We start from the raw sequence: 16,806 nt of genomic DNA, 5'->3' as shown, positions 1-16,806 counted from the left end.
TAAAACAATAAGATAACGGTATGCTTCAGACATTATTATAATATTTTGTCACACATCCCAACTATTGGTATTTTTGCAGGAAAGATTCAACATGAAAGAATATAACATTACTGTTGTTCCCACCAACAATCCCAAGATAATCAAAATGGAAGCGAACCATTTTTTGGTGAAGGGCAACTACGAATATAAAAACATTGATGAAGCCAAAAGTTCTCCTTTGGCACAACAACTTTTCTACCTTCCATTTGTTAAAACCGTTTACATAGCCAGCAATTTTGTTGCCATGGAACGTTTTGATATTGTGGAATGGGACGACGTAAAGGATGAGGTGGCCCAACAATTGGTGGAATACCTCAACGCCGGAGAACCCATAGTGAACGAGGACGAAGTAAAAAAGAAACAGCCCATTACCGTTTATGCCGAGGTTACCCCCAACCCTGCGGTGATGAAATTTGTTTCCAATAAACGAATCGTACCCAGCACATACGAGTTCAAGAATATTGATGAAGCCAAAGATTCCCCATTGGCCATGGAACTTTTCCACCTACCATTTGTAAAAGAAGTGTTCATGGACGAGAACTATGTTTCCGTTACCAAATACGACGTTGCCGATTGGGAGGAGATCAATATGCAGCTACGCGAGTTTATCAGGGATTATTTGGCAGATGGGAAAGACGTAGTAACAGCGGAAGCAATTCAAAAAACCAAAGAAACGGTCGAAAATACCGCAACACAGAACCATTACGATGATACCTCACAGCAGATCATAGATATTTTAGAAGAATATGTGAAACCTGCCGTTGCGAGCGACGGCGGTAATATTCTCTTTCAATCGTACGAGGAAGAGACCGGTACCGTAAGCGTTATTCTGCAAGGAGCTTGCAGCGGATGTCCATCATCCACATTTACCCTTAAAAATGGTATCGAGACCATGCTAAAAAATATGATGGGCGAAAAAATAAGCGAAGTAGTGGCCCTTAACGGATAATAAAGCGTTGACCCTGCCATATTCCCATTAAAATTTATTACATTGAAGGGAACATTAAAAATACATTGACCATGGCAGTATTAAAAGTAATCGAAGTATTGGCCAATTCCAGCAAAAGTTGGGAAGACGCCGCTCACAACGCATTGGAGCAAGCCTCCAAATCCGTGAAAAATATCCGGTCCATCTACATCAACGAACAAAGCGCGACGGTAAAAGATGGAAAGATAGATGACTATCGGGTAAATGTAAAAATTACCTTCGAAGTAAAGTAACACCGTTCAATTCCAGAAAATGCGTCCACCATTGGACGCATTTTTTTTACCCCAACTGTATGTTATGATCAAAAAAGTGTGCTTATTCACAATACTCAGTATCCTAACGATCGGTTGTAAACAAAACTTAGAAAAAGTGACGCACAAACATACCAATGCCCTGATAAACGAAACAAGTCCCTACCTTTTGCAACATGCGCACAACCCGGTAAATTGGGAGGCTTGGCACCCCGATGTACTGGAAAGGGCAAAAGAAGAAGACAAACTACTTATTATCAGCATTGGTTACGCCGCTTGCCATTGGTGCCATGTAATGGAAAAAGAATGTTTTGAGGACGAGTCCGTGGCAAAGGTTATGAACAAGGACTTCATCAACATAAAAATAGACCGTGAAGAACGCCCGGATGTGGATCAAATATACATGGATGCCATTCAAATGATTTCCGGTCAAGGCGGTTGGCCTTTAAATATTGTAGCCCTACCAGATGGGCGGCCATTTTGGGGTGCCACCTATGTCCCCAAGAACAATTGGATAAAATCTTTGGAGCAACTTGCCGAACTATACAAAAAAGACAAACCACGGATCGAACAATATGCCACGGACCTTACCAATGGCCTGCAAGCCATAAATCTCGTGGAAAACAGCACGGACAATGAACACTATACCTTAGAGCAATTGGATGTGGCCGTGCAAAACTGGTCCCAATATTTTGATACTTTTTTGGGCGGACATAAACGGGCTCCAAAGTTTATGATGCCCAACAATTGGGATTTTCTGCTTCATTATGCCACATCGACCAACAAATCGGATATCATGGATTTCGTGGACACCACATTGACCCGAATGGCCTACGGTGGAATTTATGATCATGTGGGCGGTGGTTTTTCCAGATATGCCGTGGACACTAAATGGCATGTACCCCATTTTGAAAAAATGTTGTACGATAATGGGCAATTGACAAGTCTTTATGCAAAAGCCTACGCCGTTACCAAAAATGAATTGTATAAAAATGTGGTTGCGGAGACCATCACTTTTGCCAAAGAAGAACTCCTGGACAGCAATGGCGGCTTCTATTCCTCCTTGGACGCCGACAGCTTGGACAAAAACAACACCTTGAAAGAAGGTGCTTATTATGTTTGGACAGCGGACGAGCTTTCGAATTTATTGGGCGACCATTTTGAGGTGTTCCAAACCTATTTCAATATTAATTCTTATGGATATTGGGAAGAAGATAATTATGTGCTCATTAGGGATAAAAATGATGAGGAAATAGCGCAGAAATTCAACATTCCGGTAGATAGCCTGAGAAAACAGATCAAAAACAACCTACGATTGCTAAAAACCGAAAGGGAGAAACGCCCAAAACCCAGGTTGGACGACAAGGTACTGACTTCGTGGAACGGGCTTATGCTAAAAGGATTGGTAGACGCCCATCGCTATTTGGACGAAAACGAGTACCTGCAATTAGCAATAAAAAATGCCCTATTTATTGAACGGGAAATGATTAAGGCAGATGGCTCCATGTACAGAAACCATAAACAGGGAAAAAGTACCATTAATGCCTTTTTGGATGATTATGCCACGGTGATCGATGCATTCTTATCGCTCTACGAGGTAACTTTTGATGAAAAGTGGCTCAACTTGTCCAAAAATCTGCTCGATTACAGCATTGCACATTTTATGGAGAAAGAATCGAGTATGTTCTTTTACACTTCGGACAAAGACCTATCCCTGATCAGAAGAACTATTGAAATCGATGATAATGTAATATCCTCTTCCAATTCGATGATGGCGATCAACCTGTTCAAATTCCATAAACTGTACCCGGAGGAAGATTATGGGACTATTGCCAAACAGATGCTTAAAAATGTACAAAAGGACTTCGACCGGAGGGCTCAAGGCTTTTCGAATTGGCTTCATTTGGTCCTGTTCCTTAACCGAAGTTTTTATGAGGTCGCCATTTTGGGGAACGACCACAAAACCATGGCACAAGCAATTGCCAAAGTCTACATTCCCAACAGCATATTGGTCGGGTCGCAACAAGATGGAACCATTTCCCTATTAAAAAACCGGGCAGTACCCGGAAAAACACTCGCCTATGTCTGTATTGAAGGCGCATGTAAGTTACCGGTTTCCAGCTCGGATGATGTTCTGGAACAGTTCGAGACCATGCAATATTAACATTTGTTTAAAAACCATTTCTTTTATTTCTTTTGGATATTGATTAGGTTGACCACAACTAAAAAAACAATATGAAACAATTAGAAAATTACGAGCATTACGTAGATCAGGCCGTTGAATGGTCTTTAAGCATTTTACCCAACTTGATCACGGCGATCGTTATCTTTTTTATCGGACTTTGGTTTATACGACTGGTGAACAATATGGTGCGCCGTTTTTTTGCCAAAAAGGATTACGATGAAACCTTGGAATCTTTTCTACAGAGTTTTATCAGTCTTATCCTAAAAGCATTGGTTTTTGTTTTAGTGGTGACACAGCTGGGGGTAAAAACCTCATCCTTGGTCGCATTGGTAGGTGCGGCAGGTCTTGCCATCGGCTTGGCCCTACAAGGATCACTGGCCAATTTTGCCGGGGGCGTGCTTATATTGATCTTTAAACCTTTTAAGGTCGGTGATTTTATTTCGGCCCAAGGGGTGGACGGTACTGTAAAGGAAATATCCATCTTCAACACCAAGCTTAGTACTTTTGGCAACCAAATTGCGATCATCCCGAACGGGCAGTTATCCAATGGAAACGTGGTGAACTACAATATGGAAGATACACGCAGGGACAAATTTGATGTCGGCATCGGTTATGGCTCCAATATTAAACAGGCCAAGGAAATTCTGCTGCAAATATGTGCCGACAATCCAAATATCAATACTGAACCTGCTCCAGAGGTCTATGTTGGCAACCTGGGCGATAGTTCTGTAGATCTAAGCCTACGCTTCTGGGCCAACAATGATGTATTTTGGGCAGCACATTTTTATGTGATCGAGCAAACCAAGCTCCGTTTTGACGAGGCAGGCATCGAAATCCCGTTCCCACAACGCGTGATGCACAAAGCACTGGAAGATTAATCAAGTAGTTTTCTTCTTTTTTTGCTGGAGAACAAAATCCTTGAGGTAATACGGCTCAAAATAGGCGACATCCTCAAACTGTTCGGCTTCAAATTTTTTGAACGCCATTTTTACCATATCCTTGGAAGAAGGTATTACTGTAGTATCAAAAATAAAATTGGGGTGTTCCAAAACACCCTTTATTTTTTCGGCACCACTGCCCACAACATATATTTTTTGCGCAGTAACGAACTCCGAAAAAGAATCCTCGTCGATAATCTCTGCCCTAGTTTCCCTGATTTCTTGGTCGTTGTTGTCAAAAACGCAGGAGTAAACTTCCATTCGTCTTGCATCGAGAACGGGGATTACCAACTCGCCCGGCTTTACATCAACCTGATTGGCCATACTTTGTAAGGTGGGAATAGAAATAAGTGGAATATCCACCGAAAAACAGATACCCTTTGCGGCAGATACACCTATTCGGAGTCCGGTATAGGAGCCGGGGCCCTTGCTAACCGCAACGGCATCCAGGTCGGAAAAAGACAAAGAAGCCTCTTCCAAGGCTTCTTTTATAAATATATGCAGTTGCTCCGAGTGCGAATAGTTCGCGGCATTGTTCTCTTTTAAGACCAAGATTTCATCATTCTTGGATATGCTAACGGAACAATTGGTAGTTGCTGTTTCTAAATGTAATAGTGTGGCCATATTGGCCACAAAGATACTAGTTTAATGAAATCGGGATACCAAAGTAAAACTCCAAAATTTTCAATCGAAAAATATAATCGTACTTGGTCCGAATTACATTGGCCTCGGCATTTTCCACTCTGGATTGTGCTTGGCTAAAGTCGAAAGCATTCATTAAACCAACATCGTAGCGCTCTTTCGCATACTCATAGGACAAACGTCTGGCCTCCAGTGTTTTTTCGGCAGCGATGTAAGCTTTCTCAAAGGTATTCACATCTACATATGCCTGTTGAATGGTATTCTCCAGATCTAATTTATCCTGCTCGAATTGCAACCTGGCTTTGTCCAAGCTGATCTTAGATCTTTTCACATTATTACGGGCGCTCCACCCATTAAAGATGGGAACATTCAATTGGGCGCCATAACTAATACCATCAAAAATCCATAATTGATCGGTAAAATTTGGAGTATAAGGCACCCCGTTACCATCTGGAATTTGGGTTACATCGGAATACCGGGTTCCATATTGGAAAAATCCGGACAAAGTTGGTAAATAAGCACCTTTGGCAATTTTTAGATCCTGTTCTGCCAATTCCACGTTCGACTCCGAGAACTTGATATCGTTTCTAAAGCTCATTGCCTTGTCAAAAATTACCTTTGGTGAATTTTTTAAAATATCCGAAGGGGGAATATCGAATTGTTCTTCTGCGATATCAAAGTTTTCATAATCGGTTATCTGTAACAATTGCGCCAAATTCACCCTAGAGATCAGCACCAAGCTTTCCCCGTTGATAATCTGCTGTTCCTGATTGGCCGCAGTTGCCTCGATTTCCAAAAGGTCCCCACGTGGCAAAACACCGGATTCCACCAATTCCTTGGTCCTCTTCATATCTTGTTCGGTGACCGCATACTGTGCTTTAAAAGTTTTGAGCTGTTCTTTATTGGAAACTACCTGCAAGTAGGCATTGGCAACGTTCAAACGTATGTCATCCTTTAAATTATCCAAGCGGTATTGGTTGGCAATGGCATTCATCTTGGCCCTGTTCAACCTATTAATGTTCCTTAACCCATCAAAAAGTGTAACGTTGGAACTAAATCCTGCATTTACATTGAACGCCGTACTGTTCGTTGGCAAGTTGTTGGTTGGGTTAATGGAAAATCCGGTATTGCTCGAAGCGGACATTGAGCCGTTCAAGTTCGGAAGCATATCTCCCAAAGCGTCGGATCTATCAATTTGGGCATTCTCCAAATCCAATTCAAATTGTTCTATGGTCAAATTATTCTCTACGGCATATTCAACACATTCCTGTAGTGTCCATTTGCGAACTTGGGCACTGGAAAAGGTTACGGTGAACAACAGTAGAACTATTGCTATGCTATTTTTCATTCGTTTTTTGATTTTGGTTGTTAAAATGATGGCTCAGCATGACTTAGTCTTCGTCAGATTTTCGTTCAAGCTTGTTCCAGACTTTAATTTTATCATTCTCTCCAATACCTGAAACTATTTCGACATCTATTCCATCGCTTACCCCTAACTCAAGGTCCCTTCTCTCGAATTCATTTTCGCCCACTTCTACTTCCACGTAGGGTTTTTCGGTTTCTTTATCGAATTGCAACAAAGCTTCTTTTAAGGACAATACATCTTTCTTTTCTTCCAGCACTATTGATGCATTGGCACTATATCCTGCTCTTACATAAGAAGTGCTGTCACTTTCCTTTACGTCGAGATCACCTTCTATCTTAAATTGCACGGCTCCTTCTTCCTCAACGCCTTTGGGCGCTATAAACTTGAGCTTGGCATCGAATTTTTGTTCTTCCAAGGCACCTAGGCTAATTTCCAAAGGCATTCCAACATGTAGTTTTCCTACCTCGGCCTCGTCCACTTCCCCTTCAAAGATCATTTTGTTCATATCGGCAATGGTGGCAACCGTGGTACCATCGTTAAAATTGTTGCTCTGGATTACCTGATCACCTTCTTTTACGGGAATTTCAAGAATGGTACCCGAAACGGTGGCCCTAATATTGGTATTTGCACTGGCAGAACCTCCGGCGGAACCTTTTCTTATGATCTGATAATCGGCCTGCGCATTTCTTAATTCCTGCATGGCCTGCTCGTAGGTCAACTTTAGGTTGTTGTAATCTTGGTTGGAGATCACGCCTCTATCGAACAAGGTCTTGTTACGGTCGTACTCCAACTTGGCATTGCTCAATGCCAATTCCGCATTACGGACCCTCCCTGCCGCTTGATTTAGGGATTGTTCGTTGGGAACCACTTTGATCACCGCAATCAGATCACCGGATTTTACCCGCATACCTTCTTCCAAAAGGATCTTATCTATAATTCCCGAAATTTGAGGTTTGATATTGATCTCGTCCTCAGGAATTACTTTTCCGGTTACGATGACTTTATTTACAATGTCCTTCTTTTCTGCTGTTTCGGTTTTATACAGCTCTACAGGAGTACTGTTCTGCTTTAAAAAGTAGACTACAGCGGCCAAAATACCTATGACCACTACCCCTATCAATGCGTATTTTACATACTTGTTCATTCTTGTTTATTTGATTTCGTTATTTAATTGTATTGATTTATTCTTCTCTTAATGCTTCGATCGGCCTGATTTTTACGGCTCTATTGGCCGGCAACAATCCAATGAGCACGCTAAGCCCTACCATTAAAACAAATGATATGACAAATTGTGGCACACTGATCATTGGTTTTACGAACGGAAAGTCGTCTCCACTGCCGAACATCGCATCCAACAGTGATAATATCCCGACAGAAATGGCAAATCCGACCAGACCTGCAAAGGCGGTCAATACTATGGCCTCCACAACAATCTGACGTTTTACGATTACTGGGGTAGCTCCCAAAGCTCGCCTTACCCCTATTTCTTGTGTACGTTCCTTGACAGTGATCAAAAGGATATTGCTAATGGCGATCACCCCGGCCAATAGGGTAAATATGCCCACGAAAAATGAAAAACCTTTCAATACTGTGGTAAAAGCTGTTATGTTATTGAATATTTCGGACATATCGAAACTACCTATGGCCCGTTCATCGTCCGGGTGTATGTCATACTTTGCCTTAAGGATGTCCTTTATCTGCTTTTCTACAAATGCCACCGGAGTATTGTCTTCAACAGCTATGGCCATCCACCCCATCCTATCTCCGGAGTTAAATGCTTTTTGAAAGGTGGTGAAAGGAATAAATACAGCGTTCTCACCATCAATATTGATGTTATTGTTCGGTTTGTAGATTCCTACTACGGAAAAATATATCCCATTGATCCGAATATCCTGCCCTATGGCATTTTCACCCTTGTCGAACAAAAGTTTGTACGTCTCCTCACCGATTACACATACTTTTTTTGAGCCATCAATATCGGTTTGGTTAAGAAAACGCCCTTCCACCAATTTCTTTTTGGTAATGTTGTCTATTTCTGGATAATCACCGTACACAGCGGAACCACTGGTCTGGCCGTTCCTATATACGGTAACTATGCCTCTATGGCTTCCCAGCTCAATACGTGGTGCAAGCACCTCTATTTCCGGTATCTGTTTTTTAAGGATATCGGCATCTTCGATCTTATATCGGATTCTACGGCCACGCTCAAAACCCTTATAGGGTTCGGAGGTCGATTGACCCCAAACGAACAAGCTGTTCGATGCTGTTCCGGCAAACAATTTATTGAAACCATTGCTCATACCATTGGCCGACCCCAACAATAGCACCAAGATGATCATCGCGAAAATTACGCCGAGCATGGTGAGGAAGGTCCTGAACATATTTTTGCTCAGTGTATGAAAAATTTCTATCCACAAGTCCCTATCAAATAACCACATAACTATTTATCACTTAGTGCAACAATGGGTTTAACATTTGCAGCTTTCATGGCGGGCAGCAAACCTGCCAATACTCCTGCGATTATCAAAATAATGGTGGCGGTAATCACGGTAGAAAGCTCTACGGATGGATTACTAAAGGCCGGTGTTTCTATCATGGGGCCCAAGGCTGCCAAAATCATCCAAGCGAACAACAGCCCTACAAAGCCGGAAATTGCGGTGATAAAAACGGACTCCAACAACACCAAGTTCACAATTTGACGTGGCCTTGCCCCAAGGGCTTTTCGCACACCTATCTCTTTGGTTCGTTCTTTGATGGTAAACACCATAATATTACCGATACCTACGATACCTGCGATCAAAATTAAAAATCCGACCCCAATACCGATTCCTTTTAAAACTGCGGTAAAACTGCTGATATCATCAAAAGCTTGGGCATAGTTCCAAACATATAGACCTGCTTGGTCCTCTGGATCTATTTTATGCCGTCGCTTCATTAAATCTTCTAGCCTACCTGAAAACTCGAGTGCTTTGGACAAATCGTATGTTGGATTATAGGTAAGGGCGATCATGTTAATATGGTTTGTATTTCCATAGATCCGTTGATATGTACTCACCGGGGCATAAATCCTCCTTTCGGCATTATCGTCACCATCATCTGTAAAAATTCCGATTACCCTAAACGGCAAACCATTGAATTCCACAAACTTCCCCAATGGATCTTCTTTATCAAAAAGGTCTTCGGCAACTTTTCGTCCGATTACGGCAACCTTGGCCTTATTGACCACGTCTGCCTCATTAATATATCTACCGGCAACAATTACGGTTTTTTCTATGGCTTGGTGATCTGGGTGGGTAGCCTGCACCGAATATGAACCAGTTTCGCTTTTATATCTTGCCGTAGTATTGGAAAAATATCTTGCACTGATGTATTCTATATCCTTTGGAAAGCTTTGCTTTATGTATTCCAGGTCGTCATTTTTTAACTGGATACGTCTTCCGGCCTCGAACCCGCCGTATGCTTTGGAAGTTGTTCCGGGGCGCACAAATATTGAGTTGGTGGCATCATCATTGAACTGGCCCACAAACCCATTCTGCATACCGTTAACCGAAGCCAGTAGCATAACCAAGATAAATATGGCCCACCCTACCGAAAAACCGGTTAAAAAGGTTCTAAGCTTATTGGTTTTTAGCGTATTGAATATTTCCTGCCAAATATCGCGATCAAACATATTGCTCCGCTCTTACTTGTTCTATTTTCTTGTCCTCTACAATAACACCATCTTTAAGGTGTACAATACGTTTGCACATATGTGCAATATCCTCTTCGTGGGTAACGACCAGAATGGTATTTCCATCATCGTTGATCTTTTGGATAAGATCCATTACCTCATAAGAAGTTTTACTGTCCAAGGCTCCGGTCGGCTCATCTGCCAAAAGCACTTTAGGTTCCGCTGCCATGGCACGTGCAATGGCCACTCTTTGTTTTTGTCCACCGGAAAGTTCGCTGGGCAAGTGTCCCGCCCATGGCTTTAGACCTACTCGTTCCAAATATTTCATGGCCTTTTCCTGACGTTCTTTTCTCGGAACTTTTTGGTAGTATAGTGGAAGAGCTACATTCTCTACGGCACTTTTATAATTGATCAAGTTGAACGACTGGAAGATAAATCCTAAAAATTTGTTCCGGTATTGCGCCGCTTTGGTCTCGCTCAGGTTTTTGATCGGCACACCATCCAAGGTATACTCACCGGAATCAGCACCGTCCAACATTCCTAAAATGTTCAACAAAGTTGATTTTCCAGATCCTGAAGACCCCATAATGGCCACTAGCTCCCCTTCTTCTACTTTAAAGTTTATCCCTTTTAAAACATGAAGGGAGTTGCTCCCCATTTTATAGGATTTATGAAGATCTTTGATTTCTATCATGATTGGTGATGTTAGCTATCTTACTTTTACCTCTGTATGTAAGACAGAAATGTTGTTAAATTGTTACAGGATTTTTTACTTTTTTTTGATTTAGCCCGTCCATGCCCTTTATTCTTCTGCCAATGCGTTCCAAACTTTTACCTTATCGGCAGCTGTTACCCCTGACTTAACCTCTACAAAAATGCCATCGCTCACACCAAGTTCCACATCCTTCCTTTCAAATTGTTGGTCGGCGGTTTCTACCTCCACAAATGGTTTTTTAGTATCTCCATCAAACTGTACCAAGGCTTCTTTTAGCGCCAATACACTATCGGCCTTGGCCAAAATAATGGAAGCGTTGGCACTTAGGCCTGCCCTTATAAATACTGTGTCGCTTTTTTTAAGGGTTCCTTTGATCTCAAACTGAATTGCACCATTTTCCTCCTTGCCTTTAGGGGCAATATAATCCAAAACAGCATCAAAAACTTTGTTCTCTATTGCTCCCACAGTGATTTCCAATGGTAGGTTCTCTTTAATTTTCCCGACTTCGGATTCGTCCACTTTTCCTTCAAATATCATTTTATCCACATCGGCGATTGCTGCGATTGTGGTCCCCTCGTTAAAGGTATTGCTTTCGATCACTTGATTACCGACCTCTACGGGAACCTCCAGGACCATTCCGCTCACCGTGGCCCGGATCATGGTATTTGCCGAACTACTTAGACCGCTCGTGGTTCCTGTTTTAACTATATCGAACCTTTTATTGGCAGCCGCATAGGCTTGTTTGGCCTGATCATAGGAAACCTGTGCTCTTTCGAGATCTGTTTTAGAAATTACGCCTTTGCCAAATAGGGTGGACTGACGCTCGTAATTTCGTTTTTGATCATCCAGATTGATCTTGGCTTCATCTATTCCGTTTCGGGCATCGTTCAAGGCAGAGAGATTGGGTACTACCTTAATTTTGGCCAAAAGATCTCCGGATTTTACATAATCGCCGCCCTCAACATATATTTCCTCTATTACTCCGGAAATATTCGGTTTGATCAACACTTCTTCCAAAGGAAGAATGCTGCCAGTGGCCACTGCTTTTTTTACAATGGTCTGTGTGGAAGGGGTTTCTGTCTGATATACTACCGGGTCCTCGGCATTTTTCTGGTATAGGTAATACATGGAGCCACCGAATACGATTACGATGAGCAACAAGATGACAATGGTTACCGATTTTTTCATTTTAATTTATGTTATTGATTGATTCTTTTAACTTTTTATTCCGTTCGCAAGGCTTCTATGGGCCTTACCCGTATGGCACTCTGAGCTGGAATGAATCCTGCCAAAAGCCCTGAGACCATTAATATGGTCAACGCTCCGCTTACCACGCCCACACTTACGCTGGGACTCATAAACATATCCACGGGACCTACATTGTCCAGCAGGGAATTGATTCCAAAAATGACCAGTGCACCAAAAATTATCCCTACCATTCCCGAAATAAGGGTCAGAAATATGGATTCCATCAAAATTTGCTTTTTTATGGACCACGGCTGTTCGCCCAAAGCCCTGCGTATCCCGATTTCCTTGGTGCGTTCTTTGACCACGATCAACATAATATTGCTCACCCCGATTATTCCGGACAACAACACCATAATTCCGACGATATAGGCAACCGCCTTTAATGCTCCGAACAAACTCTCTACACGATTATATTGCTCGTACAAATCAAAATAGCCCACAGCACGGGTATCTTCGGGGTGTACTTTATGGCGTTTCTTCATCTCAGCTACAATTTTGTCCTTAAGTTGAGAAATGGAACTACCATCGTTTGCCGTAATGGCCATCCAACCCACATCCTCTCCACGATTAAATGCTTGGGAAAAGGAGGTAAAGGGCACAAATATTTCTTTTTGGCCTTCTTCGCCCCCTCCACTATTATTTTTTTTATAAGTGCCTATCACCATAAAATTGACCCCTTGTATTTTAATATAGGTACCAATCGCATCTTCATCTTTATCATACAGATCGTTTTTTACACCCTGCCCTATAATGGCCACCTTTCTTTTTTCGTTGATGTCGTTGTAATTTAAAAAGCGTCCGGAGGTTACGGCCATTGGGTCTTGATTGATGATTTCTGGATAATCACCATAAACATTATAGGCTCCTGTTCGGATTCCTCGGACCACATTATTGTTGCCCCCAAAACCGCCCAATTGGTTTCTGGGAGAAATAAACCTGAGGTCGGGAACATTATCTCGAAGGGCCTGAACATCATCAATTTTAAATTCAAATCTTCGACCTTTTGGGAGTCCTTCATAACCTTTGGTCGTGGCACGTGTCCACATAAACATGGTGTTCGTGGCAATGTTCCCAAAATCCTGTTTTATGCCATTTTCCAGGCCTTTGCCCGCAGCCAACAGCACTATAAGGATAAATATGCCCCAACATACACCAAATGCCGTGAATATGGTGCGCCATACATTGGTGGTGAGCACCTCGATAATTTCCCGCCATCTATCTTTATTGAACATTTTGGCAATGTGTATTATTCATCTCTAAGAGATTCGATTACTTTAACTTTTGCTGCTCTGTAGGCCGGAATAAACCCAGCCAAAGTACCGGCGACTATCAGTACGATCACTGTGGAAAAGGCCACGTTGAAGTTTACGGATGGATTCAAAATGTAATCCACTTCTATATTTGGTCCAACTATTTCCAATAGTGCCATACTAAAAATAAGCCCTCCAAATCCTGAAATTGCGGTTACAAATATGGCTTCGTGCAAGATCATAGCGATTATGGACCATGGTTTGGCCCCCAATGCTTTTCTAATTCCAATTTCCCGGGTTCGCTCTTTTACAACAATCATCATGATATTGCTTACACCGACTACTCCTGCGATTATGGTACATACGCCCACAAACCAAAAGAACAATTTAATATTATTGGTAAGCCCATAATATCGTTTGGCCTCTTCCATAGCACTCCATACCTCTATGGCGCCAGTATCGTCCGGAGCAATGGTATGGGATTGTTGCAGATAGGCACTAAGTCCGTTTTTAAAATCAATCGCTTGGGCCACTGCCTCATCAAAATTCTCGACAGCGGGCAAGGTAAATGCCATGTTGTTTACCCGATTGCCTCCATTAAAAGTTCTTTGAGCTGTTGTTATGGGGATATAGATACGTTCTTCTTCTCGATCTTCCATTTCCCTGTACACCCCGATCACTTTAAAAGGTATATCGGAGATATCGATAAACTCACCTATTGGGGTATCTACCGCTCCAAAAACATCTGTTTTGATTTTTTTGCCGATGATGGCTACTTTGCCGTTGGAAACTTCGTCTTGGTAATTAATGAACCGCCCTTCTACCATATCCGCATTTTCTATAAACTGAAAATCCGACGCCACTCCCTGGACACCATAGATCAATGCTTCCTTACCGTAGTTGACACTTACCCCGCGTACAAAAATTCGTGAGGACCCATACTCCAGCTCATCCTTGAACATGGCACTCGCCCGTGTATAATTTTCATTAACAAGTTGAATTCGTCTTCCGGGATTTAGACCCTTGTACTCTTTGGAGGTAACACCGGGCCACACCCAAACACTGGTAGATGCATCCTCTTTGAACTCGTGTTCGATACCGTTCCTCATACCTTGGCCAAAACCCAATAATATTACCAAAATAAAAATACCGGAGGCTACGGAAAGTCCGGTTAAAAATGTGCGAAGTTTGTTCTTTCGTATGGTGTCAAATATCTCTTGCCACCTTTCCAAGTCGAACATGGGTCAGCTATTTTTGATTGATGAGTTACCTATGGTACATCAATAAGACAATCAAAAAGGCCAATTGTTACAGTTTCAAGTAAAAAAAGCGTGCGCACGAGGAATCAACTCCTCATTTTTCTATAGATAAAATAAAAGAGACTTGCCACCAAAATATAGGGAACCGCCATAAGGTAAACAATACCATTATTGATCGCTTCGGCCGTTTTCCCATCCGATTCGCTTTCCACTACGGCCCTGCACATAGCACATTGCGCCTCTGTAACGGTTGGAAAAACGATCATAACCAGGAGTAAGACAAGTAGTTTGGTTTTCATGGAAATATTAATAAGGATAGTAGGGTGAAATCATAACATAGACCAAAACACCGGTTATAGCCACGTACAGCCAAATGGGAAATGTATATTTTGCCCATTGTCTGTGGCTTTCAAAATCATCCAGGTACACTTTTGAATAGGTGATCAATACCAATGGGATAACCGATATAGAAAGAACTATATGGGTCATCAGAATAAAATAGTACACAAACTTGATTGGGCCCTCGCCTCCAAATATGGTTGTCTCCGATGTCATATGATATGCCACATACATCACCAAAAATAAGGCGGACAGTACAATATTTATCATCATTAATCTACGGTGAATCAATTGGCGTCCATTCTTGATGGCAATTATGGCAGCTATCAACAAAATCGCCGTTAGGCCATTTATACTGGCATAAATCGGGGGCAAAAAAGATAAGGGCTTAGCATTGGGTATCTTATATCCAAACAACAAAGCTACCACCAAGGGTATTGCAATTGATACTATGGTAATTAATCTATTGTAACGTTTTTCTTTTAATGAAAAGTCCTCGGTCATTCTTTCAATAGTGTTTTTATGTCCTCTTTTAGTATGGTAATCTGTTGGGTTTCCCCGTCTGAATTTTCCCCTTGTTCCTCGGTAATGGTACCGCGATAGTAAATCAACGGATTGCCAAATTGGTCCTTACGCGATCTAATATACCCATTTTTGTCCACCAAGGCGAACATGCCGGAATGCTCGAACCCTCCGGGCGCTGCTTCGTCTTCATTGGCGAAGATATAGAAGCCCTCTTGCGCCAATTGATAGATTTTTTCCTGATCGCCCGTCATTAAATGCCAATCTTCATCGGTAACTCCATATTTTTCGGCATATTCCGTTAACACGGAAGGTGTATCGTATCTTGGGTTAATGGTAAAAGATGCTATACCAAAGTCGCCACTTTCGGAAAAAGTATTCTGGATCGCCACCAAATTCTTGGTCATTACAGGGCAAATTGTGGGACAAGTGGTAAAGAAGAAGTCGACTACATAGACTTTTCCCAAAAAGTCCTTATTGGTTACCAACACGCTATCCTGATTATAAAAAGAAAATGCGGGCACTTTCCGTTTTTCGCCCTGGTTCTCTATAAACCCTACTTCGGCCTTTCGGAGCCTGGCACTCATGCGATCGTTCTCCACAATAGTGTCACCTTTTACCCGCTTGGTAATTTCGTAAACGGCGAATATTCCAAAGACCAGAATAATTGCAGATACCCAAATATAGGTATGCTTCTTTTTTTTATTTGCTCCTGTCGGCATTGTTCTTTTTTAAGGCCAAACGGTATTCTGCCAATATAATCTTGACATCGTCCACCATTTTATTGTTCAATTCTGCTACGGACGAGGTATCGAAACCGTATTTTATTCCTTCATCCTCATCGTCGGTCCTTCCCCGAAGCATTAAATCCTTATCTATTATAAACACGTTGGGGGTAAATAGGTCGGCATCCAATGTAACATTGCTCTGCAAGGTTTGGAAAAGTGTTTTAATCTCGTCATCCGTCCCATAGGCAAAATGCCATTTATCGATGTCGGAAAGTTTACCCAATTCATCTTTTAAGGCTTCAACTTGATCTTGGCTTCCTTCGGGAACCACCATTACCATCTGAAAGTCGTTAAACTCCCCAAATCTTTTGTAGATTTTTTGATTGAGGTTAAATGCATTTCCTTGCTTAGCGCTGATATTATGGCCCAAAAATCCCAATATGGTGATTTTGTCCTTTAATTTTACAGAGGGATCGAACGCTGTGACATCGGACACATTTTCGCTGAGTATAGGCAAACGCCCAAAGTTATTTACTCCCGATGCAAAAAATAAATAGACCACGACCGGGAGTATAAAAAGAACGGCTAAAACAATTTTCTTCTTCATAGTGTTACATCATTGCAAAAATAAAAAAAGACGGTTGGAAAACCGTCTTTTTAAATTGT

17 protein-coding genes are annotated in these 16,806 nt (G+C 41.9%); 4 read left to right on the top strand and 13 right to left on the bottom strand.

Annotation, left to right across the window (positions count from 1 at the left end; all coding sequences use genetic code 11):
- The first annotated feature begins 91 nt into the window (after nucleotides 1–91).
- The 4 genes from ABTP35_RS10080 (at nucleotide 92) to ABTP35_RS10065 (ending at nucleotide 4,341) form a co-directional block, all read left to right on the top strand.
- Complete coding sequence (locus ABTP35_RS10080; protein ID WP_224835657.1) at nucleotides 92–988, top strand: NifU family protein; 897 nt, start codon at nucleotides 92–94, stop codon at nucleotides 986–988.
- 71 nt (nucleotides 989–1,059) lie between these two features.
- Nucleotides 1,060–1,260: a dodecin family protein gene (locus tag ABTP35_RS10075; protein WP_224835422.1), complete on the top strand. Its 201-nt coding sequence runs from the start codon at nucleotides 1,060–1,062 to the stop codon at nucleotides 1,258–1,260.
- Nucleotides 1,261–1,396: 136 nt separating this feature from the next.
- On the top strand, nucleotides 1,397–3,442 hold the full coding sequence (locus tag ABTP35_RS10070) for a thioredoxin domain-containing protein (protein WP_313790256.1): 2,046 nt from the start codon (nucleotides 1,397–1,399) through the stop codon (nucleotides 3,440–3,442).
- 71 nt (nucleotides 3,443–3,513) lie between these two features.
- Nucleotides 3,514–4,341: a mechanosensitive ion channel family protein gene (locus tag ABTP35_RS10065; protein ID WP_224835424.1), complete on the top strand. Its 828-nt coding sequence runs from the start codon at nucleotides 3,514–3,516 to the stop codon at nucleotides 4,339–4,341.
- Here the strand turns inward: ABTP35_RS10065 and tsaB are convergent, their stop codons facing one another.
- The 13 genes from tsaB to ABTP35_RS10000 all read right to left on the bottom strand — a co-directional run bounded on the left by tsaB (nucleotide 4,342) and on the right by ABTP35_RS10000 (nucleotide 16,747).
- Nucleotides 4,342–5,025, bottom strand: a complete 684-nt coding sequence (gene tsaB / locus ABTP35_RS10060; RefSeq protein ID WP_293296624.1) for a tRNA (adenosine(37)-N6)-threonylcarbamoyltransferase complex dimerization subunit type 1 TsaB — start codon at nucleotides 5,023–5,025, stop codon at nucleotides 4,342–4,344.
- A gap of 16 nt (nucleotides 5,026–5,041) precedes the next feature.
- A complete protein-coding gene (locus tag ABTP35_RS10055; protein ID WP_224835426.1) occupies nucleotides 5,042–6,391 on the bottom strand; it encodes a TolC family protein in 1,350 nt (449 codons plus the stop codon).
- A gap of 43 nt (nucleotides 6,392–6,434) precedes the next feature.
- Nucleotides 6,435–7,553 carry an efflux RND transporter periplasmic adaptor subunit gene (locus ABTP35_RS10050; RefSeq protein WP_293296626.1) on the bottom strand — a complete coding sequence of 373 codons (1,119 nt, stop codon included), beginning with the start codon at nucleotides 7,551–7,553 and terminating at the stop codon, nucleotides 6,435–6,437.
- A gap of 37 nt (nucleotides 7,554–7,590) precedes the next feature.
- The gene (locus ABTP35_RS10045) at nucleotides 7,591–8,790 is read right to left on the bottom strand and encodes an ABC transporter permease (protein ID WP_262902805.1); all 1,200 of its coding nucleotides are present in this window, start codon (nucleotides 8,788–8,790) and stop codon (nucleotides 7,591–7,593) included.
- Between the two features lie 59 nt (nucleotides 8,791–8,849).
- Nucleotides 8,850–10,079 (bottom strand): ABC transporter permease, encoded by a 1,230-nt coding sequence (locus ABTP35_RS10040; protein WP_293296629.1) that lies wholly within the window; start codon nucleotides 10,077–10,079, stop codon nucleotides 8,850–8,852.
- On the bottom strand, nucleotides 10,072–10,773 hold the full coding sequence (locus tag ABTP35_RS10035) for an ABC transporter ATP-binding protein (RefSeq protein ID WP_224835430.1): 702 nt from the start codon (nucleotides 10,771–10,773) through the stop codon (nucleotides 10,072–10,074). Before ABTP35_RS10035 ends, ABTP35_RS10040 begins: the two co-directional genes overlap by 8 nt.
- Nucleotides 10,774–10,881: 108 nt before the next feature.
- On the bottom strand, nucleotides 10,882–11,982 hold the full coding sequence (locus ABTP35_RS10030; RefSeq protein ID WP_224835431.1) for an efflux RND transporter periplasmic adaptor subunit: 1,101 nt from the start codon (nucleotides 11,980–11,982) through the stop codon (nucleotides 10,882–10,884).
- Nucleotides 11,983–12,017: 35 nt separating this feature from the next.
- Nucleotides 12,018–13,274 (bottom strand): ABC transporter permease, encoded by a 1,257-nt coding sequence (locus ABTP35_RS10025; protein ID WP_293296632.1) that lies wholly within the window; start codon nucleotides 13,272–13,274, stop codon nucleotides 12,018–12,020.
- Between the two features lie 14 nt (nucleotides 13,275–13,288).
- Complete coding sequence (locus tag ABTP35_RS10020) at nucleotides 13,289–14,533, bottom strand: ABC transporter permease (RefSeq protein WP_293296634.1); 1,245 nt, start codon at nucleotides 14,531–14,533, stop codon at nucleotides 13,289–13,291.
- A gap of 104 nt (nucleotides 14,534–14,637) precedes the next feature.
- Nucleotides 14,638–14,850 carry a hypothetical protein gene (locus tag ABTP35_RS10015; protein ID WP_224835434.1) on the bottom strand — a complete coding sequence of 71 codons (213 nt, stop codon included), beginning with the start codon at nucleotides 14,848–14,850 and terminating at the stop codon, nucleotides 14,638–14,640.
- 7 nt (nucleotides 14,851–14,857) lie between these two features.
- The gene (locus tag ABTP35_RS10010) at nucleotides 14,858–15,394 is read right to left on the bottom strand and encodes a DUF420 domain-containing protein (protein WP_224835435.1); all 537 of its coding nucleotides are present in this window, start codon (nucleotides 15,392–15,394) and stop codon (nucleotides 14,858–14,860) included.
- Complete coding sequence (locus tag ABTP35_RS10005; protein WP_375334188.1) at nucleotides 15,391–16,134, bottom strand: SCO family protein; 744 nt, start codon at nucleotides 16,132–16,134, stop codon at nucleotides 15,391–15,393. Before ABTP35_RS10005 ends, ABTP35_RS10010 begins: the two co-directional genes overlap by 4 nt.
- Complete coding sequence (locus tag ABTP35_RS10000; protein WP_293296638.1) at nucleotides 16,115–16,747, bottom strand: hypothetical protein; 633 nt, start codon at nucleotides 16,745–16,747, stop codon at nucleotides 16,115–16,117. Before ABTP35_RS10000 ends, ABTP35_RS10005 begins: the two co-directional genes overlap by 20 nt.
- Nucleotides 16,748–16,806: the final 59 nt, after the last annotated feature.

Origin of the sequence: Flagellimonas alginilytica (genome assembly GCF_042134605.1) — a bacterium.
Classification (GTDB): Bacteria; Bacteroidota; Bacteroidia; order Flavobacteriales; family Flavobacteriaceae; genus Flagellimonas; species Flagellimonas alginolytica.
This window is presented reverse-complemented; position numbering and strand designations above follow the sequence as displayed.

Bases quoted from the DNA above. Each gene is read 5' to 3' on its own strand.
- ABTP35_RS10080 (WP_224835657.1), top strand. From the start codon at position 92: ATGAAAGAATATAACATTACTGTTGTTCCCACCAACAATCCCAAGATA.
- ABTP35_RS10075 (WP_224835422.1), top strand. From the start codon at position 1,060: ATGGCAGTATTAAAAGTAATCGAAGTATTGGCCAATTCCAGCAAAAGT.
- ABTP35_RS10065 (WP_224835424.1), top strand. From the start codon at position 3,514: ATGAAACAATTAGAAAATTACGAGCATTACGTAGATCAGGCCGTTGAA.
- tsaB (WP_293296624.1), bottom strand. From the start codon at position 5,025: ATGGCCACACTATTACATTTAGAAACAGCAACTACCAATTGTTCCGTT.
- ABTP35_RS10055 (WP_224835426.1), bottom strand. From the start codon at position 6,391: ATGAAAAATAGCATAGCAATAGTTCTACTGTTGTTCACCGTAACCTTT.
- ABTP35_RS10050 (WP_293296626.1), bottom strand. From the start codon at position 7,553: ATGAACAAGTATGTAAAATACGCATTGATAGGGGTAGTGGTCATAGGT.
- ABTP35_RS10045 (WP_262902805.1), bottom strand. From the start codon at position 8,790: ATGTTCAGGACCTTCCTCACCATGCTCGGCGTAATTTTCGCGATGATC.
- ABTP35_RS10040 (WP_293296629.1), bottom strand. From the start codon at position 10,079: ATGTTTGATCGCGATATTTGGCAGGAAATATTCAATACGCTAAAAACC.
- ABTP35_RS10035 (WP_224835430.1), bottom strand. From the start codon at position 10,773: ATGATAGAAATCAAAGATCTTCATAAATCCTATAAAATGGGGAGCAAC.
- ABTP35_RS10030 (WP_224835431.1), bottom strand. From the start codon at position 11,982: ATGAAAAAATCGGTAACCATTGTCATCTTGTTGCTCATCGTAATCGTA.
- ABTP35_RS10025 (WP_293296632.1), bottom strand. From the start codon at position 13,274: ATGTTCAATAAAGATAGATGGCGGGAAATTATCGAGGTGCTCACCACC.
- ABTP35_RS10020 (WP_293296634.1), bottom strand. From the start codon at position 14,533: ATGTTCGACTTGGAAAGGTGGCAAGAGATATTTGACACCATACGAAAG.
- ABTP35_RS10015 (WP_224835434.1), bottom strand. From the start codon at position 14,850: ATGAAAACCAAACTACTTGTCTTACTCCTGGTTATGATCGTTTTTCCA.
- ABTP35_RS10010 (WP_224835435.1), bottom strand. From the start codon at position 15,394: ATGACCGAGGACTTTTCATTAAAAGAAAAACGTTACAATAGATTAATT.
- ABTP35_RS10005 (WP_375334188.1), bottom strand. From the start codon at position 16,134: ATGCCGACAGGAGCAAATAAAAAAAAGAAGCATACCTATATTTGGGTA.
- ABTP35_RS10000 (WP_293296638.1), bottom strand. From the start codon at position 16,747: ATGAAGAAGAAAATTGTTTTAGCCGTTCTTTTTATACTCCCGGTCGTG.